The organism is Pedococcus sp. P2_E5 (assembly GCF_056403895.1).
Genome location: NZ_JBFUEP010000003.1, coordinates 92,415 through 110,696 on the forward strand (window position 1 = coordinate 92,415; position 18,282 = coordinate 110,696).

General features: G+C 70.4%; 16 protein-coding genes. 6 read left to right on the plus strand and 10 right to left on the minus strand.

Annotation, left to right across the window (positions count from 1 at the left end):
- Positions 1-3: 3 nt before the first annotated feature.
- Entirely contained in the window at positions 4-798 is a 795-nt protein-coding gene (locus tag AC1DVZ_RS01805; RefSeq protein WP_477616469.1) for an SURF1 family cytochrome oxidase biogenesis protein, read from the minus strand.
- A 32-nt stretch (positions 799-830) separates the two neighbouring features.
- Here AC1DVZ_RS01805 and moaA point away from each other — a divergent pair, with 32 nt between their 5' ends.
- Positions 831-1,877 (plus strand): GTP 3',8-cyclase MoaA, encoded by a 1,047-nt coding sequence (gene moaA, locus AC1DVZ_RS01810; RefSeq protein WP_477616470.1) that lies wholly within the window; start codon positions 831-833, stop codon positions 1,875-1,877.
- Positions 1,878-1,921: 44 nt separating this feature from the next.
- On the opposite strand, the gene AC1DVZ_RS01815 is transcribed toward moaA, so the two are convergent.
- A complete protein-coding gene (locus AC1DVZ_RS01815) occupies positions 1,922-2,131 on the minus strand; it encodes a hypothetical protein (protein ID WP_477616471.1) in 210 nt (69 codons plus the stop codon).
- On the minus strand, positions 2,131-2,451 hold the full coding sequence (locus AC1DVZ_RS01820; RefSeq protein WP_477616472.1) for a DUF3099 domain-containing protein: 321 nt from the start codon (positions 2,449-2,451) through the stop codon (positions 2,131-2,133). Before AC1DVZ_RS01820 ends, AC1DVZ_RS01815 begins: the two co-directional genes overlap by 1 nt.
- A 121-nt stretch (positions 2,452-2,572) precedes the next feature.
- Between AC1DVZ_RS01820 and fabG the strand changes: the two genes are divergently transcribed.
- The 3 genes from fabG to AC1DVZ_RS01835 all read left to right on the plus strand — a co-directional run bounded on the left by fabG (position 2,573) and on the right by AC1DVZ_RS01835 (position 6,423).
- Positions 2,573-3,283, plus strand: coding sequence for a 3-oxoacyl-[acyl-carrier-protein] reductase (fabG, locus tag AC1DVZ_RS01825; protein WP_477616473.1), 711 nt, complete (start codon positions 2,573-2,575; stop codon positions 3,281-3,283).
- A gap of 77 nt (positions 3,284-3,360) precedes the next feature.
- Positions 3,361-4,119, plus strand: coding sequence for an enoyl-ACP reductase FabI (gene fabI / locus AC1DVZ_RS01830; RefSeq protein ID WP_477616474.1), 759 nt, complete (start codon positions 3,361-3,363; stop codon positions 4,117-4,119).
- 45 nt (positions 4,120-4,164) lie between these two features.
- Positions 4,165-6,423 (plus strand): tetratricopeptide repeat protein, encoded by a 2,259-nt coding sequence (locus AC1DVZ_RS01835; RefSeq protein WP_477616475.1) that lies wholly within the window; start codon positions 4,165-4,167, stop codon positions 6,421-6,423.
- Between the two features lie 22 nt (positions 6,424-6,445).
- Here AC1DVZ_RS01835 and cphA read toward each other — a convergent pair whose 3' ends face one another.
- Genes cphA through glgC form a run of 5 tightly spaced genes read right to left on the minus strand, consistent with a single transcriptional unit; the run spans position 6,446 to position 13,539 of the window.
- Positions 6,446-9,301 (minus strand): cyanophycin synthetase, encoded by a 2,856-nt coding sequence (gene cphA / locus AC1DVZ_RS01840; RefSeq protein ID WP_477616476.1) that lies wholly within the window; start codon positions 9,299-9,301, stop codon positions 6,446-6,448.
- Between the two features lie 38 nt (positions 9,302-9,339).
- On the minus strand, positions 9,340-10,209 hold the full coding sequence (locus tag AC1DVZ_RS01845; RefSeq protein WP_477616477.1) for a cyanophycinase: 870 nt from the start codon (positions 10,207-10,209) through the stop codon (positions 9,340-9,342).
- A gap of 16 nt (positions 10,210-10,225) precedes the next feature.
- Positions 10,226-11,449 carry a phosphoserine phosphatase SerB gene (gene serB / locus AC1DVZ_RS01850; RefSeq protein ID WP_477616478.1) on the minus strand — a complete coding sequence of 408 codons (1,224 nt, stop codon included), beginning with the start codon at positions 11,447-11,449 and terminating at the stop codon, positions 10,226-10,228.
- Between the two features lie 9 nt (positions 11,450-11,458).
- A complete protein-coding gene (locus AC1DVZ_RS01855) occupies positions 11,459-12,289 on the minus strand; it encodes an LLM class F420-dependent oxidoreductase (RefSeq protein WP_477616479.1) in 831 nt (276 codons plus the stop codon).
- Complete coding sequence (gene glgC, locus AC1DVZ_RS01860; protein ID WP_477616480.1) at positions 12,286-13,539, minus strand: glucose-1-phosphate adenylyltransferase; 1,254 nt, start codon at positions 13,537-13,539, stop codon at positions 12,286-12,288. Before glgC ends, AC1DVZ_RS01855 begins: the two co-directional genes overlap by 4 nt.
- 90 nt (positions 13,540-13,629) lie before the next feature.
- On the opposite strand from glgC, the gene glgA reads away from it, so the two are divergent.
- Complete coding sequence (glgA, locus tag AC1DVZ_RS01865) at positions 13,630-14,844, plus strand: glycogen synthase (RefSeq protein ID WP_477616481.1); 1,215 nt, start codon at positions 13,630-13,632, stop codon at positions 14,842-14,844.
- Between the two features lie 13 nt (positions 14,845-14,857).
- On the opposite strand, the gene AC1DVZ_RS01870 is transcribed toward glgA, so the two are convergent.
- Entirely contained in the window at positions 14,858-16,603 is a 1,746-nt protein-coding gene (locus AC1DVZ_RS01870; protein WP_477616482.1) for an NAD(P)/FAD-dependent oxidoreductase, read from the minus strand.
- A 56-nt stretch (positions 16,604-16,659) separates the two neighbouring features.
- Positions 16,660-17,427: a hypothetical protein gene (locus AC1DVZ_RS01875; RefSeq protein ID WP_477616483.1), complete on the minus strand. Its 768-nt coding sequence runs from the start codon at positions 17,425-17,427 to the stop codon at positions 16,660-16,662.
- A gap of 32 nt (positions 17,428-17,459) precedes the next feature.
- Here AC1DVZ_RS01875 and AC1DVZ_RS01880 point away from each other — a divergent pair, with 32 nt between their 5' ends.
- Positions 17,460-18,278, plus strand: a complete 819-nt coding sequence (locus AC1DVZ_RS01880) for an ABC transporter ATP-binding protein (protein WP_477616484.1) — start codon at positions 17,460-17,462, stop codon at positions 18,276-18,278.
- Positions 18,279-18,282: the final 4 nt, after the last annotated feature.

Sequence of the window (18,282 nt, forward strand, 5' to 3'; positions counted from 1 at the left end):
CGCTCAGGCGTCCTCCTCGTCCCAGATGCGGACCTTTTTGGGTCTGGCGTCAGCGGACCGCGGCGGCGCGTCGTCACCCTCGAGGTACTCGCGGCGGGCGCCGAACCAGACCAGCACGAACCCCGCCACCATGGCGAACCACCACTGGAACGCGTAGGCCTGGTGCGGTCCCAGGTCCGTGTCCGGTGGCTCCAGAGCAGTGGGCCGAGCCGGTGCTGTGCCGTCGGGCATCCGCTCGACCTCGAGCACGACGTACGCGCCGAGCAGCTGCGCTCCCACCTGCCGACCGGCCTCGGCCACGTTGATGCTCGCCACCTGACCGGCGGGGAGGTTCTTTCCCAGGGAGGGCTCCGACCGGCGCAGCCAGCCGGTCACCGTGACCGTCCCGGTGGGCGAGGGCACCACGTCCGGCAGGGTCTCGGCGGTCTTGGCGTTCATCACCCAGCCACGGTCGACGAGCACCGTCGCACCCGAGGTGTCGACGAAGGGGACCAGCACCTCGTAGCCGTAGGTGCCGTCGAACGGACGGTTGCGGACCAGCAACGTCCCGTCCGCGGCATACCGGCCCTGCATGGTGACGCGGGTCCACTCCTCGGAGAGGGGCATGGGCGCAGTGCCCAGCACCTCGGTCACCGGACGGGGCCTGGCGTCGTAGTGCGCGTGGATGCGGTCGGCGCGCGCAGCCTTGGCCTCGTAGCGGTGCCACTGCCACTGGCCGAGGAAGTACGCGGCCACCGCAAAGGCCAGGGCGACCCCAAAGGCACCCAGCCACCGACGCGATGTGAGCACCTTGACCACTGCTTCACGGTACCCGGCTTAGGCTAGGGACCATGACCGGCCTTCCTTTCCCCAGTGTGCGCGGCCAGAGCCGTGCCCCCGAGGGGACCGTGGGCCTGCCCGACCAGCTCGGCCGGGTGGCTCGCGACCTGCGCGTGTCGGTCACCGACCGGTGCAACCTTCGGTGTCGCTACTGCATGCCGGCCGAGGGGCTGCCGTGGCTGGCCAAGCCCGACATGCTCACCGACGACGAGCTCGTCCGCGTGATCGGGGTGTTCGTCGGCCTGGGCATCCGGCAGATCCGGCTGACCGGGGGAGAGCCCCTGCTGCGCCGCTCCCTCGTCGACGTGGTGCGACGCGTGGCCGCCCTCGAACCGCGGCCCAAGATCGCGATGACCACCAACGGCGTCGGCCTCGACCGCCTCGCCCAGCCGCTGGCCGATGCGGGCCTGGACCGGGTCAACGTCAGCCTGGACACCGTCGACCCACAGGAGTTCGCCGACCTGACGCGACGCGACCGCCTCCACGACGTCGAGCTGGGACTCAAGGCGGCCGCCGCCGCTGGTCTGGCACCGGTGAAGGTCAATGCCGTCGCGATGCGAGGCATCAACGACCACTCGGTCGCGGACCTCCTGCAGTGGTGCCTCGACCGGGGCTACGAGCTGCGGTTCATCGAGCAGATGCCGCTCGACGCCCAGCACGGCTGGGACGCCTCMACGATGATCAGCTCGGAGGAGATCCGCGAGCGGCTGGGGGAGCGGTTCGAGCTCACGGCGCTGCCCGCGGCCGACCGCGGCAGTGCCCCTGCCGAGCGCTTCCTCGTCAACGGGGGACCCGTCACTGTCGGCATCATCGCCAGCGTCAGCGCCCCGTTCTGCGCCGCCTGCGACCGCACCCGGTTGACGGCCGACGGCCAGGTGCGCAACTGCCTGTTCTCCCAGAAGGAGACCGACCTGCTCGGGCCGCTGCGAGGCGGCGCGAGCGACGACGAGCTGGCGGCCCTCATCCAGGGCGAGATGTGGCGCAAGGCCCCGGGGCACGGCATCGGCACCGCCGGGTTCGTCCAACCGGACCGTCCGATGTCCGCCATCGGCGGCTAGGTCGCTCCAACCCCGGCCGCTCGTGTACGGGCGGGACGGTGAGCTCAGCCCGCCGTCTCGGGGATCGCGTCGGCGGGGACGGTCTCGACGAGGAACCCGCGGATCGAGAGGAACTCACCGAGTGAGGTCCGGTGGTCGTCGCAGGCCAGCCAGACCTTGCGGCGGTCGACCGTGTGGAGCTTCGGGTTGTTCCACAGGTGTGCCCACGTCGCCGCGTTGCGGCACGCCTTGGCACTGCAGACCAGCGAGTCCATCAACGGTCGATCTGCTCGGGGCCGTCGCCGCGCGGGGTCACCGGTGCCGACGACCCCTGCTGGCGCGGCCGCACGGCGTTGGCCAGGACCACCGCCACGTAGGGCAGCACGATGGCGGCGATGGCCAGGCTGCCCCACAGCCACCAGGGAGCGCCCTGCGTCGCCGTCACCGCCGCACCGATGAAGCACGCCGTGCGGATTCCCATGGTGATCAGGTAGCGGCGGATCCGCCCTGCCTGCTCCTCGGCCAGCGACTCCGGCACGGACGTCACCGACTGCACGACGGGCTCGTCGTGGCGGTGGCGGTGGACGTGCGGCACATGTCCACGATAGGCGTCGCCGGATGCGGTGTACCCATGGGTAGTCGATAAGGTCGCGACCGGAGGCGCAGCGCGGGTGCGCGCCCGCCGGACGCACCGTCGAGACACACGGAGGACATCCATGGCAGGCCGCAACGTGCTGGTCACCGGAGGCAACCGCGGGATCGGATTGTCCATCGCCACGGCCTTGGCCGAGGCAGGCGACAACGTCGTGATCACGCACCGCTCCGGGGAGCCGCCCGAGGGGCTGCAGGGGGTGCGCTGTGAGGTGACCGACTCCGCGTCGGTCGACCAGGCCTTCACCGAGGCGGAAGCGATCTGGGGCGGCCCCATCGAGGTGCTGGTGGCCAACGCCGGTGTCACCCGCGACGGCCTGCTCATGCGGATGAGCGACGAGGACTTCGACTCGGTCATCGACACCAACCTCGCCGGTGCCTTCCGGTGCGCACGGCGCGCTGTGAAGGGGATGATCAAGCAGCGCAAGGGCCGGATCATCTTCATCTCCAGTGTCGTCGGGCTCTACGGCTCGCCCGGACAGACCAACTACTCGGCGAGCAAGGCCGGTCTCGTCGGCCTCGCCCGGTCGATCTCGCGCGAGCTCGGCGGCCGCGGGATCACTGCCAACGTCGTCGCGCCCGGTTTCATCGAGACCGACATGACGGCCGAGCTGCCCGAGGACCGCAAGAAGGCCTACCAGGCCACGATCCCCGCCGGCCGGTTCGCCCAACCGGAGGAGGTCGCCGCAGCGGTGCGCTTCCTCGCCGGTGACGACGCGGCATACATCACCGGCGCGGTGATCCCGGTCGACGGTGGCCTGGGCATGGGCCACTGAGCCCTGCCTGCCCCCGCAGAACCCATCCGCGACGCACCCCGACCACTCGAAACACTCCCCAGCGAAAGGCACCAGACATGCTGCTCGAGGGCAAGAAGCTCCTGATCACCGGAGTCCTCATGGACTCCTCGATCGCGTTCCACGTCGCGAAGATCGCGCAGGAGCAGGGTGCGGAGGTGGTGCTCACGTCGTTCGGCCGCACCTTCAGGATCACCCAGACGATCGCCAAGCGGCTGCCGACGACCCCACCGGTCATCGAGCTCGACGTGACCAACCCAGAGGACCTCGACAGCCTCGCTGGGCGGCTGGGCGAACACGTCGACCGCCTCGACGGGGTGCTCCACTCGATCGGGTTCGCCCCCCAGGGCGCCTTCAACTTCATGGAGGGCACCTTCGAGGACGTCTCGACCGCGATGCACGCCTCGGCCTACTCGCTGAAGTCCCTCGCCGTTGCCGCGCTCCCACTGATGAGCGCCGGCGGCAGCGTGGTCGGCCTGACCTTCGACGCCAAGTTCGCCTGGCCGGTCTACGACTGGATGGGTGTCGCCAAGGCGGCCTTCGAGTCGACCAACCGCTACCTCGCCCGCGACCTCGGTCCCAAGGGGATCCGCTGCAACCTCGTCGCGGCCGGCCCGATCCGCACCACGGCCGCCAAGTCGATCCCGGGGTTCCAGACCTTCGAGGACACCTGGAACACGCGGGCCCCCCTCGGGTGGGACGTCAACGACGCCGTTCCGGCCGCCCAGGCCTGTGCTGCGCTGATGTCGGACTGGTTCCCGGCGACGACCGGCGAGATCGTCCACGTCGACGGCGGCGTCCACGCGATGGGGCAGTGACCGCCCCCGCTGGCCCGCCGACCAGCCGCTACTAGGCTCGGATGCATGACGTCTGAGCCCGCCGCCGAGCCCGCCTCCGAGACTGTTTCGGAGCCCGCCTCGGTGTCGGCTTCCGGGCCAGTTCCGGCACCCGCCGTCGCTGTGACGGAGGTGCGGGTGCTCGACGGACCCAACCTCTACTTCGCCAAGCCCGCGATCAAGGTCAGCCTCGAGCTGCCGGGCTACCTCTCGGCCGACGAGAGTGTTCTGGCCGCCCTCGCGGCCCGCATCGAGATGCGCAGCGCCCGTCCCGGGGCTCCCGGCACCGAGCAGCGCCAGCGGTTCGTGATGCGTCTGGTCGAGCGCGCGGTGCGGCTGCTCGCCACGGCGAGCGGGACGACCCGGTTGGGCGTGCGGGTCCGTCCGGGCAGCTCGCCGGCCAGTGTCGTGATGGCTTTCGTATGGCGCCGCCGCACCCGGGCGCGGGCGCTGGGCCTCGGAGTGGGCCCGGTCCTGCAGGCCTGGCTCGACGGCGGTGACGTCATCGAGCACGAAGGCCTGGTCATCGAGCAGACCGAGCCAGGTGAGCGTCCCGCACTCCTCAAGCCGCGCATACCCGTGGCGTCGATCACCGGCACCAACGGCAAGACCACGACCACCCGACTGCTCGGCCACATCGGGATGACCGCCGGGCTGCGCACGGCCTGGTCGTCCACCGACGGCATCGTCGTGCAGGGCGAGGTGGTCGAGGCCGGCGACTACTCCGGTCCCGCCGGCGCACGGGGCGTCCTGTCGGCGCCCGGCGTCGAGCTCGGCATCCTCGAGACGGCCCGGGGCGGCATGCTGCTCAAGGGCATGGGGGTGAGTGCCAACGACGTCAGCGTCGTCACGAACGTCTCGGCGGACCACCTCGGGCTCCAGGGCATCGACACCGTGGACCAGCTCGCGGAGGTCAAGGCGATCGTCACCAAGGCCACCAAGCCCCGCGGCTGGGTGGTGCTCAACGGTGAGGACCCCCGCGTGTGGGCGATGCGCAACGGCATCAAGGCCAGGCCGTGGGTGTTCACCCTGCGCTCCGACGCTCCCGCCATCCGTGAGTCCCTCGACAGCGGTGGCCGCGCCATCACGGTCCTCGACGGGTCCATCACCGTCCTGGAGAACGGCCAGGACCCCGACCGGCTGGTCAGCATCCTCGACGTCCCGGCCACGCTGTCCGGACTCTCGGAGCACAACATCGCCAACGCCCTCGCCGGCGCGGCCGCTGCCCTCGGCCTGGGTCTGCCGCGCGAGGCCGTGGTCGAGGGACTGCGCACCTTCGCGCCGGACGACAAGCTCAACCCCGGCCGGATGAACACCTACACGCTGCGGCGTGGGGACAGTTCGGCCATCACGGTCATCGTCGACCTGGCCCACAACGAAGCAGGGCTCGAAGCCCTGATGGACGTCGCGCATGGTCTGAAGGTCCCCGGAGGTCAGGTGCACCTCGGGTTGGGTCTCGCGGGGGACCGCACCGACGACCTGCTCGAGTCGATCGGTGAGGTCGCAGGCCTGCGAGCCGATCGGATCGTCGCGGCGCACAAGGAGCACTACCTGCGCGGACGCACCATGGAGGAGCTCGAGTCCCACCTGCGCACCGGCCTGGCGAGAGCCGGAGTGTCGGACATCGAGTCCTACGACACCGAGCTCGCCGGACTCCAGGCCCTCGTGCCGGGCGCCGCCGACGGCGACGTCGTGGCGCTGATGTGCCACGCCGAACGCGCGCAGGTCGCTTCCTGGCTCGCCGAGCAGGGTGCCACGCCCGACAGGGCCGTCGACATCCGCAGCAAGGTCGTCGCGGCGCGGGGCGAGCACGAGTTCGAGGGCGAGATCGCTGGGTTGTGGGAGCTCGCCGACGACCAGTCGCGCATCGACGCCATCGCGCTCCTGCGCAGCCAGCGCCCGTCCGACCCGAGGCTGGTGTTCGAGCACGCGAGTGCGCTCGACGCGGCCGGCAAGGAGCAGGACGCCATCCCGCTCTACCGCGACTCCCTGGCGTCAGGTCTGCGCGAGCCCCAGCGACACCGGGCGCGCATCCAGCTGGCGTCGAGCCTGCGGGTGGCCGGGCAGCCCGAGCTGGCCTACTCGCTGCTCACGGAGCTGAGCGTGGAGCGACCCGGCAGCGTGGCCGTCGAGGCTTTCCGCGCCCTGGCCGGGGTCGACAGCGGGCACGCCGAGTCATCGGTCGCCGACCTCATCGAGGTGCTGCTGCACCACGCCGGTGACGAGGACGCCCTCGCCTACCAGCGTGCGCTCTCGGCGTATGCCGCGGAGCTGCGCGAGCGCTGAGCCGCGCGAGCGCTGAGCCGGCTCAGGTCGTGGCTGGCTCGACCTCGGAAGCCTCGGCTGCCGCCGCCTCGTCCCCGGACAGCTGGGCTTCGGACTGCATCTCGACCGTGTCGAGGTCCGGGTCGCCGATGCCCTCCTTGTTGTGGGCGCCGGCCTGGGCGTGCTTGGTCATCTGCTCGAGCTCACCCAGCACCTCGGCATGCTGGTCGACGCAGAGCACCACGACGTCGCCCGGGTTTGCTCGCGCCATGCAGTGCCTGACGGCGTCGACCTCGTTGAGGACGATCTCCACCTGGCGGCAGCGCACGCCCTCCTTGCCGATCTCACCCTTCGCGCCCTCGGCGATGAGGTCTGCCGTCTGACCCACGGGGCGACCCCGCTTGCGCTCGTCCTCACGGACGACCACGACGTCGAAGTGGCGCGCCGCGAGGGCGCCCAGCTCACGCATGTCGTCGTCGCGACGGTCTCCGGCCGTCGACACCATGCCGATGCGCGACACCTTGCCGAGGTCGGACTGGCCGGCCTTCTGCGTGGCGTAGCTCTCGACGAACTCGCCGAGCACCCGCATGCCGGGGGCGTTGTGGCAGTAGTCGACGAACACGTCCACGTTGTGCACGTTGACGAGGTTCATCCGACCGGGGGAGAGGTAGTAGCTGGTGGTGAAGGTGCGCAGACCCTGACGGATCTCGTGCAGCCCGGCACCCGCAGCGAAGGCCGCGCCGGCCGCGGCCATGGCGTTGGCGACGTTGAACTTCGCTGTGCCACCGAACGTGGACGGCAACAGGTGGGTCCACGCGAGCTGCATCGAGCGACGGCCGTGCTTGATGACGATCATGTCGCCGCGGTCGGAGTGGTCGAGGACGACGGCGCGGCCGCCACGGCGGCAGTAGTCCTCGATGAACTCGCGGACCTTGCTGCCCGGGGGCTGCAGCGAGAACCACACGATGCCGCCGGAGCACTTGCGACGCATCTTGCGGACGAGCTCGTCGTCGGCGTTCAACACGGCAAATCCGTTGCGGGGCACCGCCTCCACGACGACTGCCTTGACGTCGGCGAGCTGGGCCAGGGTGTCGATCCCCTTCATGCCCAGGTGGTCGGGGGCGACGTTGGTCACGACGGCGACGTCGTTGCGGTCGTAGCCGAGCCCCTCGCGCAGGATCCCTCCACGGGCGACCTCCATCACGGCGAAGTCGACGCGCGGGTTCTGCAGGACCATCCGCGCCGACCGGGGACCGGAGGCGTCTGCCTTGTAGACGAGGCGCTCGTCGATGACGATGCCGTCGGTCGAGGTCATGCCGACCTTGTGTCCGATGCCCTTGAAGATGTGGGCGATCATCCGGGACGTGGTGGTCTTGCCGTTGGTCCCGGTGACCGCCACGATCGGCACCCTCGACGGCGAGCCGGGTGGGAAGAGCAGGTCCACGACCGGTTTGGCGATGAACTGCGGCTCGCCGACGGTCGGGTGGGTGTGCATCCGGAATCCCGGTGCCGCATTGACCTCGCAGATGGCGCCGCCGGTCTCGCGGACGGGGGAGGCGATGTCGGGACAGATGAAGTCGATGCCGGCCACGTCGAGGCCGATCATGCGGGCGGCCTCCTCGGCGATCTCGACGTTGTCGGGGTGCGCGTCGAAGGTCCGGTCGACCGAGATGCCGCCGGTCGACATGTTGCCCGTGAGCGCCAGCTTGACCATCTGGTCCTTGGGCGGCACGCCATCGAGCTCGAAGCCCTGGTCTCGCACGAGCGCCGTGGCCGCGTCGTCGACCTTGATCCGGGTGAGCACCTTCTCGTGGCCGACACCACGGCGTGGATCGGCGTTGGTCATCTCCACGAGCTCGGCCACCGTGTGGCTGCCGTCGCCGATGACGTGGGCGGGCACGCGCTCGGCGATGGCCTGCATCTTGCCGCCGACGATGAGGCAGCGGTAGTCGCGACCCATGACGAGCGACTCGACGATGACGTAGCCACGTCGCGACTCGCCCTCGGCGATGGCGAAGCTGGTGCGGACCTGCTCCTCGGTCGTCAGGTCCAGGCACACGCCACGCCCGTGGTTGCCGTCCAGCGGCTTGACGACCACGGGGTAGCCGATTCGCTTGGCGGCGGCCACGGCACCGTCGGCCGTGCGCACGGTCTCCTGCTTGGGCACCGGGAGGCCGGCAGAACCCAGAAGGCGGGTGGTCATGTCCTTGTCGCCGGCGATGTCGACAGCCAGGGCACCGGTCTTGGAGGTCATCGTCGCGCGGATCCGCTGGGCGTGGACGCCCTGGCCGAGCTGGACGAACGAGGCTGCGTTGAGCCGGATGTAGGGGATGTCGCGCGAGATGGCTTCCTCGAGGATCGCCCCCGTGGACGGGCCGAACGCCGTTCGCTGAGCCCGCCGCAGGAAGAGGTCCAGCTCCTCGGCGAAGTCGAAACCCTCCTCGGCCTGCACCAGGTGGTTGACCAGCCTCACGGCGAGCACCCCGGCCGCCAGGCCGACAGCCTCGTCGGCGTAGTCGTAGATGACGTTGTAGACCCCGGTCTGTCCCTTGACCGCGCGCGTCTTGCCGCGGCGCAGGTCGTGCCCAGCCTCCTGCTGGAGCTGGAGCGAGACGTGCTCGGCAACGTGCCCGAGCCAGGTGCCCTCGCGCATCCGCTCGATGAACCCGCCCTTCACACCGCGTGAGCAGGTGTGGTTCTCGAGGTTGGGCAGGAGCTCGACGAGCCGGTCGGTGAACCCGGCCAGCGTGTCGGTCGGGTAGGCCTCCAGCACCCCCAGGTCCACGACGAGGTGGATCGCCGGGCTGTACGACCAGATGTTCCCGCCGCGGTAGACCCGGGACTCGACGATCGAGAGCTCGGGTGCAGCGGGGCCGGTGGGGGTGGGGCGATCTGCCATGGGATCTCCTTGCGGGTCGGGCAGTGCGAGGCGGTGGGTCAGGCCTTGGCCGTCGCGAGGGCCACCGCGACATCGGGGTGCTTCTCGACGAAGTCGACGAGGCGAACCTCGGAGAGGTCGAACGTAGCGCCTGCCGGGAGTGAATGCACCACAGCGCCGGAGACCATCAAGGGGGCGCCCCTGCGGGCGTCCGGGGCGTCGGAGTCGGCAGCCCGGCAGTCGAGGACGAAAGCGACGCCGCTGCCGTGGACGGTGAAGGTACGCCGGTCGCGCACCTCGATCGCGGTGTCCTCGTCGATACCCACACCGATGAGGTTGGGCGACGCAGCGACCATGGACATGAGCCGGCCGTACCTGGACCGCTGGGCGAAGTGCTGGTCGATGATGACACCGTCGATCAGGCCGAGCCCGGCCGTCAGCTGGCCGTAGCGCTGCCGGGGTGTCACGCCCTCCTCGCCCATCGAGATCATGAACTGGCTCATGATCGAGGCGCCGGCCGACGTCCCGCCGATGACGGCGCCGCGGTCGTGGGCCCGCGCGAGGGCGTCGCCGAGCGGCGTGCCCGGGAACCGCTGGCTCAGCTTGAGCTGGCTGCCGCCACTCATGAAGATGCCGGTCGCCTGGTCGAGCAGGGCGACGAGGTTCGCGTCGTTGGCGGACGCCCGGTTCGGAGGGTTCACGACGTCGATGTCGGGAGCTCCAAGCCGGGTGAACACCTCGCGGTAGGAGGCGACGACCTCGTCCTCGAACGACGACGCGGTGGGGATCAGCACGATCCGTGAGCGCCTGCCCCCAGCCAGCCGGACGAACCGCCGCAGCACCGTTGCCTTGCCGACCCGGTCCTCCGCTCCGCCGATGATGAACAGGGTGGGAACCTTGCGGACCTTGCGGACCTGCGTGCTTGCCATTGCGTCAGCCTAGGAGTCAGGGGGTGGGGATCGGCGGAGCGGGGGTCGGCGTGCCGTCCGCCTCGTCGGCCTCCTCGATCTCCTCCCGGGTGATCCCGAGCAGGTAGAGCACCGCGTCGAGGTAGGGCACGTTGACCGCGGTGTCGGCCTGCTCGCGCACCACGGGCTTGGCGTTGAACGCGACGCCGAGGCCGGCCGCCTGCAGCATGTCGAGGTCGTTGGCACCGTCACCGATGGCGACCGTGCGAGAGAGGGGCAGGCCCGCCTCCGCGGCGAAGCGGCGAAGCGCGTCCGCCTTGCCCGCCCGGTCCACGATGTCCCCGACCAGGCGTCCGGTGAGTATGCCGTCGCGCACCTCGAGCCGGTTCGCGTGGGCGTGGTCGATGCCGAGTTCACGAGCGAGGTCCTCGACGATCTCGATGAAGCCTCCCGACACGATGGCCACCGTGAAGCCCAGCCGCTTGAGGGTCCGGACGAGGGTGCGCGCACCGGGCGTGAACTGGACGGCGGCGCGCACGTCCTCCAGCACGCTCACGGGCAGCCCCTCCAGGGCTGCGACGCGTTCACGCAGGCTGTCGGCGAAGTCGAGCTCGCCGCGCATCGCAGCGGCGGTGACTGCCGCGACCTCGGCCTCGCGACCGGCGTGGCTGGCCAGCAGCTCGATGACCTCGTCCTGGATGAGGGTCGAGTCCACGTCCATGACGACKAGCCGTCGGCCGCGGCGCGCCAGACCGCCGGCGGCGACGGCGATGTCGAGGCCGTGGATGCTCGACTCGAGGGCGAGCTCACGTCGGAGGCGGTCGACGTCCGCGCCCGACACGTCGAACTCGACTGTGGTGACCGGATAGCGCGACAGCCGTCGGATGCGGTCGATGTTGGCGCCGTGCGAGGCGATTCGTGCCGTGATGGCGGCCACGCCGCTGGCCCGCAGTGGCGCCCCGAGGACGACCACGGCGGCTCGTCCGCTGCGCCGCTGCATGCTGTCGCCGGTGCCGACCTTGATCTTGACCTTGAGGTCGAGGTCGCGACCCACCGAGGTCAGCACGGACCGTAGCCGCGCCTCGGCGTCTCCCGCCGACAGCAGCATCGCGAGGGTCAGGTGCCCACGAACCACCACCTGCTCGAGGTCCAGCACCTCCGCACCGACGTCCGCGATGGCGTCGAAGAACGTGCTGGTGACGCCCGGCCGGTCTTCCCCGGAGATGGTCACGAGCAGGGTCTGCGCGGTCTGGTCGGGCACCGCGCCAGACTATCGACGCCGATCAGCCGCCTGGCGGGAGTCTCGCCATCCGACCAGGTCGCGGATCGGCCCGAGGTCGTACTTCGGACCGCCGATGCCGACGGTGAAGAGCCGCGTGCCCACGGCATACAACGCCTCTGCGCCGGCGGCGTAGTCGGCGACCTGCTCGGGGTGGCGACCCGGCCTGGCGGAGACACCGGAGGATCGCTCGATCTCGGCGGGGTCGCGCCCGATCCTGGCGCACCACTCGTCGAGGACGGCGTGTTTGTGGGCGATCGTCTCGGGGCGGCCGAAGCCGTGCCAGATGGTCGCGTGCTCGGCGACGATCTTGAGGGTCTTGCGTTCGCCGCCACCACCGATCAGGACCGGGATGTCGCGCGTCGGGGCCGGGTTGAGCTTGGCCCACCGCTGCTTGACGAGCGGCAGGTCGCGGGCGAGGTTGTTCAGCCGTCCGCCGGCCGTCCCGAACTCGTAGCCGTACTCGTCGTAGTCCTTCTCGAACCAGCCGGAGCCGATGCCCAGGATGAGCCGGCCCCCACTGATGTGGTCGACGGTGCGGGCCATGTCGGCGAGCAGCTGGGGGTTGCGGTAGCTGTTGCACGTGACAAGGGCGCCGATCTCGACCCGGGACGTCGCCTCGGCCCAGGCACCCAGCATCGTCCAGCACTCGAAGTGCGCACCGTCCCGCTCACCGTAGAGCGGATAGAAGTGGTCCCAGTTGAAGACGACGTCGACACCGATCTCCTCGGCCTCCGCCGCGGCCCGGCGGATCGACGCGTACTCGGCGTGCTGGGGCTGCAGCTGGACCCCGATGCGGATCGGGCGGTGGACTTCCGTCACGCGGTGACTTCCTGGAACTTGGCGATCACCGTCAGCCCCGACTCGGTGACCATGAACCCGCGCTCACGGTCGTGGTCGTGGTCAACACCGATCGAGGTGTCTTCGGGCACCACGACGCCCTTGTCGATGATGGCGCGCTTGATCACGCAGCCGCGTCCGACCTCGACGCCGTCGAGGAGCACGCTGTCGTCGATGGTGGTGCCGCTGTGGATGTGGCAGCGCGGTGACAGCACCGAGTTGGTGACCGTCGCCCCGGAGATGACGACACCGGGGGAGACCGCCGAGTTGTGCGCCTCGCCGAACTTCCCGGCCGCACCGTGGACGAGCTTGGCGGGTGCGAGCGGGCCGTAGTCGGTGTAGATCGGCCAGTCGTAGTTGTAGAGGTTGAAGACCGGGTGGATGGACACGAGGTCCATGTGGGCATCCCAGTAGGAGTCCATCGTCCCGACGTCGCGCCAGTAGGCCTGGTCGCGGGGGGTGGCCCCCGGGATGACGTTGTCCTTGAAGTCGTAGACGTAGCCGTCGCCGCTGTTGACGAAGTCGGGCACGATGTCGCCGCCCATGTCGTGCTTGCTGCCCTCGCGGGTGTCGTCGCGCGTCACGGCGTCGATGAGCACGTCGGTGTTGAACACGTAGTTGCCCATCGAGGCCAGCACCTCGTCGGGGGAGTCGGGCAGGCCCTTCGCGTCCTTCGGCTTCTCCTTGAAGGCACCGATCTTGCGCCGGTCGTCGTCGTCGACCTCGATGACGCCGAACTGGTCGGCCAGGGCGATCGGCTGGCGGATCGCGGCCACCGTCACGCCGGCGCCGGTCTCGATGTGCTGCGCCACCATCTGCGAGAAGTCCATCCGGTAGACGTGGTCGGCACCGACGACGACGACGATGTCCGGCTTCTCGTCGTGGACCAGGTTGAGGCTCTGGTAGATCGCGTTGGCCGACCCGAGGTACCAGTTCTTGTCGATGCGCTGCTGGGCGGGCACGGGCGCGACGTAGTTGCCGAGCATCGTGGACATCCGCCAGGTCTTGGTGACGTGGCGGTCGAGGCTGTGCGACTTGTACTGCGTCAGCACGACGACCTTGAGGTAGCCGCTGTTGACGATGTTGCTCAGCGCGAAGTCGATGAGCCGGTAGATCCCCCCGAACGGCACCGCCGGTTTCGCACGGTCGGCGGTCAGCGGCATCAGCCGCTTGCCCTCCCCACCCGCGAGGACGATGGCCAGAACCTTGGGTCCACCCGACTTGTACGCCATGTGCCGACCCTAGGGACTACTGCGCCTCGCGGCGACCCCTGTCCGGCTGTCGTCTCTCAAACAGGAGCGGACGGGGCTACGCTCGCCAAGGTGAGAGTCGACATCCTGACCAAGGAGTACCCGCCCAACATCTACGGTGGCGCGGGGGTGCACGTCGCAGAGCTGGTGCGCGCGTTGCGCGACCGCGGCGACATCGATGCCCGGGTCCGAGCCTTCGGTGAACCCGTGTCCGAGGAGGGCACGACGGGGTATGCCGACCTGCCGGACCTGGGTGCCGCGAACGCGGCCGTCCGGACGATGGGCGTCGACCTGGCGATGGCCGGTGACTGCGTCGGGGCCGACCTGGTCCACTCGCACACGTGGTACGCCAACTTCGGCGGGCACGTCGCGTCGCTGCTCGGGGGCATGCCCCACGTCGTGAGCGCCCACAGCCTCGAGCCGATGCGTCCGTGGAAGGCCGAGCAGCTGGGTGGCGGCTACCGCGTCTCGTCCTTCATGGAGCGCACCGCCTACGAGGCGGCCGACGCCGTGATCGCCGTGAGCGAGGGCATGCGCCAGGACGTCCTGCGCAGCTATCCCTCCATCGACCCGGACCGGGTCAAGGTCGTCCACAACGGCATCGACTCCCAGCTGTGGCAGCGCCACCGTGACGACGACACAGTGCGCCGGCACGGGGTCGACCCCGACGGGAAGTCGGTCATCTTCGTCGGCCGCATCACCCGGCAGAAGGGCCTGCCCTACCTGCTGAAGGCGGCCGCCCAGCTGCCGCCCGACGTGCAGCTGGTGCTCTGCGCCGGGGCGCCGGACACCCCCGAGATCATGGCTGAGGTGACGAGCCTGATGGACGAGCTCAAGGCGACCCGCGACGGCGTCGTCTGGATCCCCGAGATGCTTCCACGCGGAGAGGTCGTCGCACTCCTTTCTGCTGCAACGGTTTTCGCATGTCCATCGATCTACGAGCCGCTCGGAATCGTCAACCTCGAGGCGATGGCGTGCGAGCTGCCCGTCGTGGCCACCGCGACGGGCGGCATCCCCGAGGTCGTCGTGCACGGCGAGACCGGCTGGTTGGTGCCGATCGACCAGAAGCAGGACGGCAGCGGCATACCCCTCGACGCGGACCGGTTCGTCGCGGACCTCGCCGCCGCGTTGACCAACGCCGTCAGCGACCCCGCCCGGGCGGACGCGATGGGGCTGGCCGGACGCAAGCGGGCCGTCGACTCGTTCTCCTGGGCGACCATCGGGGAGCGCACCAACCAGGTGTACCTCGAGGTGCTGCGCCAGCGGCTGCTGGCGGCCCAGCCCTAGGCGGGATGCAGGCCTAAGGGACCGGGGTCGCCACCAGGTGGTCTTCGGTCGTCGTGGTGTCGTCGGTCGTCGGCACGTCCTCGGTCGTCGGGGTCAGGTAGGCGTGCACGAGGGGAACGACCGACGCGCCCTCTCCACTGGCTGAGGCGACCCGCTTCATGGAGCCCGCACGGATGTCGCCGGCCGCGAAGATCCCCGGCACTGTGGTGGCGAGGTTCGGCGGGGGCACGCCATCGGTCCACTGGTCGCGCGGGACGTCACGCCCGGTGAGCACGAAGCTGTGCTTGTCACGAGCCAGCGCGGGCGGCAGCCAGTCGCAGCGCGGCTCGGCCCCGAGCAGGAGGAACAGGCCCCGCGCCTGCTTGGTCGTCCTCCTCCCGGTGGTGGTGTCCTCGAGGCAGAGCCACTCCAGCTGGCCCTCGCCACCACCGTCCACCACGCGGGTGCAGGGCAGCACGGTGATGCGCTCGTTGTAGGCCATCTCGTCGATGAGGTACTTCGACATCGTCTCCTCGAGCCCGCTCCGCCGGACGACGATCGTCACCGACCTCGCGAACCGAGCCAGGTGGAGCGCCGCCTGACCGGCGGAGTTGCCACCGCCCACCACGACGACGTCGTAGCCCTCCATCTCGCGGGCCGCCGTCATGGCCGCGCCGTAGTTGACGCCGGCGCCCACCAGTGCGTCGAGCGAGGGGACGCCCAGCCTGCGATAGGCCACACCGCTGGAGATGAGGACGGTCCTGGCCCGGACGTCGCCGCCGCCGGTGCGCAGGAGGTGGGGAGCCTCGTCGGTCCCGGGTTCGAGGGAGGTGACCTCCCAGCCGGTCAGGAACTCGGTCCCGAAGCGCAGGGCCTGGTTGCGGGCGCGTTGGGCCAACCGCATGCCGGAGATGCCCCGAGGAAAGCCGAGGTAGTTGCGGATCATCGAGCTGGTGCCGGCCTGCCCGCCGATCGCCTCGGCCTCCAGCACGACGACGGACAGTCCCTCCGACGCTCCGTACACGGCGGCGGCGAGACCGGCTGGGCCGGCGCCCACGACCGCCAGGTCGACGACCTCGTCGATCTCGAAGCGGCGCGGCGGTCCGTTGACGGCGATCGCGACGTCGCGCACGCTCGTGGCCTGGATCGGTGTCCGGTTGGCCGCCGTGACCACGGGCCAGCGCAGCTCGTCCACGCCGAGCTGCGCGCGGATCCCCGCGAGGTAGTCCTGCAGCGCCGGCTCGTCGGGATGCCACACCCGGTTCTGCATGCCCATCCGGTCCAGGAAGTCGCGGATCGCCATGGTGAGTCCGTCCTGGGTCGGCGAGATCACCTTGGCGACGACGACCTCGGGCTGTGGGACCGTCGAGGTCCACTCGGAGAGCAGGTCTGTGATCGCGTTGTGGAACTCCTCGTCGCGCTTGCCACGCGGCATGAGCAGGTAGGCGTCGTACTTGCCCTTGGCCATGCCGGCCCGGAGTCCTGGCCCATCCGCGAGGAAGTACTCCCAGGGCGCGGCCACGACACGGCGGGCGGTGGGGACCACCAGGCGCCAGCGGTGGAAGGCTTCGTGGACGCTCTCGACGTCCGGCAGCCGCGAGTCCGTGACGAACAACGCCACGTGGTCTCCGCGGTCACGGATCTCTCCGGCGATGGACTCGGCCTCACCACAGGCACGAGCGGTGCGCAGGTCGTAGTCGCGCTGGTACCTGCTCTGGAACTCCTCGAGCAGCGTGTCGGCGTGGTGCTCCGACACCAGGATGATTGCGGGGTCCGCCATGCCGACCGAGTTTAGTGGCCGACACTCTCGGTCACAGAGTGGTCAGGCCCGAGTGGTCAGGCCGGTCGCCAGCCGGCCAGCACCGCACACGCCGCGTTCGTCGCGTCGGCGAGGGCACGCTCGGAGGCCCGCTGCAGGCGCAGCAGGACGCGGTGCCTCGACGAAGCCTCGGCCGCGGTGAGGGCCCCGTCGCCCGCGCCGAGCGCCACGTCGACCACCGAGTCGATGGTGCCGGCGAGGGCGATGACGCGCGCGGCCCGTCCCGGCAGCCCGGGCGGAAGTCCCCACCGACCCCCGAGCGCCGCGTCGGCGAGCTCGCGGGCCGCGCCCGCGCCGAACGGCTGGCCGCCGATCGCATCGATCGCTTCGGTGGCCGCGCGGATCTCCTCACGCAGGTGACGTTCGAGCTGCGAGGGCTCGAGCGCCTCCACCCGGTGTCGCGGCACGGGATCGGCGTCGTATGCCGTCCAGTCCACCCGGGTGCCGACGTCCAGGCCTCCCTCGGTGCCGGTGCCGTACGTCGAGATGGTGGGCACCAGAAGGCCCCCGAGACCGGGCACGAACACACACTCACCGACCGCGGCGGCGGCGCCCTGCGCGTCGGGGGAGGCGCCCGGCATACCCACCAGGTCACCGGGAGCGGGCAGTGCGACGAGCACCGCCTGCTCACCGAGGTCGTGCCACAGACCGAGGCGGTCGAGGTCGCCGGCGACGTGGTCGATGTCGGGGAGGGCGCGGGCGAGGGACCGCTCGAGGGCGCTGTCCGTGGCCCACGCGTGCGTCGTCCACAGCGAAAGCCGCACGGACGCAGGGAGTTCGGGCATCGCACCAGCCTAAGCCGATAGGGTCCGGTGCCATGAGTGACGTCCTTGAGTTCGCAGGAGTGAGCGTCGTACGGGGTCAGGCGACCCTGCTCGACGACGTCTCCTGGGAGGTCGAGGAAGGGCAGCGCTGGGTCATCCTCGGCCCGAACGGAGCGGGCAAGACGACCCTGCTCCAGCTGGCTGCCGGCCGGATGCACCCGACCCGCGGCGTGGCCGGAGTGCTGGGCGAGGTGCTGGGGGCGGTCGACGTGTTCGAGCTGCGGCCCCGCATCGGGCTGGCCTCGGCGGCCCTGGCCGAGCGGATCCCGTTCGACGAGGTCGTGCACAACGTCGTGGTGACGGCTTCCTACGGCGTCGTCGGCCGGTGGCGGGAGAGCTACGAGACGTTCGACCACGCTCGAGCGTCCGAACTGCTGGTCGCGCTGGGCGCAGACCACCTGGCCGACCGCACCTACGGCACCCTGTCGGAGGGCGAGCGCAAGCGGGTGCAGATCGCGCGAGCCCTGATGACCGACCCCGAGCTGATGCTGCTCGACGAACCAGCCGCAGGGCTCGACCTCGGTGGGCGCGAGGACCTCGTCCGCCGACTGGGCGTCCTGGCAGGTGACCTCGAGGCTCCGGCCCTGATCCTGGTCACCCACCACGTCGAGGAGATCCCGCCCAACTTCACCGACGTCCTCCTGCTACGCGAGGGACGCATCGTCGCGCAGGGTCCGGTCGAGATCACCCTCACCGAGGCCAACCTCTCGGCCACCTTCGGCATGCCCCTGGAGCTGGAGCGTCGAGGAGAACGGTGGACGGCCCGGTTGCGTACCGGCGAGGGAACGTCGGAAGCATCCCCTTCGTCCTAGAGTT

Coding starts and splice junctions, on each gene's coding strand:
- AC1DVZ_RS01815 (WP_477616471.1), bottom strand. CDS start 2,131: ATGGACTCGCTGGTCTGCAGTGCCAAGGCGTGCCGCAACGCGGCGACG.
- fabG (WP_477616473.1), top strand. CDS start 2,573: ATGGCAGGCCGCAACGTGCTGGTCACCGGAGGCAACCGCGGGATCGGA.
- fabI (WP_477616474.1), top strand. CDS start 3,361: ATGCTGCTCGAGGGCAAGAAGCTCCTGATCACCGGAGTCCTCATGGAC.
- AC1DVZ_RS01835 (WP_477616475.1), top strand. CDS start 4,165: ATGACGTCTGAGCCCGCCGCCGAGCCCGCCTCCGAGACTGTTTCGGAG.
- cphA (WP_477616476.1), bottom strand. CDS start 9,301: ATGGCAGATCGCCCCACCCCCACCGGCCCCGCTGCACCCGAGCTCTCG.
- AC1DVZ_RS01845 (WP_477616477.1), bottom strand. CDS start 10,209: ATGGCAAGCACGCAGGTCCGCAAGGTCCGCAAGGTTCCCACCCTGTTC.
- glgC (WP_477616480.1), bottom strand. CDS start 13,539: ATGGCGTACAAGTCGGGTGGACCCAAGGTTCTGGCCATCGTCCTCGCG.
- AC1DVZ_RS01870 (WP_477616482.1), bottom strand. CDS start 16,603: ATGGCGGACCCCGCAATCATCCTGGTGTCGGAGCACCACGCCGACACG.
- AC1DVZ_RS01875 (WP_477616483.1), bottom strand. CDS start 17,427: ATGCCCGAACTCCCTGCGTCCGTGCGGCTTTCGCTGTGGACGACGCAC.
- AC1DVZ_RS01880 (WP_477616484.1), top strand. CDS start 17,460: ATGAGTGACGTCCTTGAGTTCGCAGGAGTGAGCGTCGTACGGGGTCAG.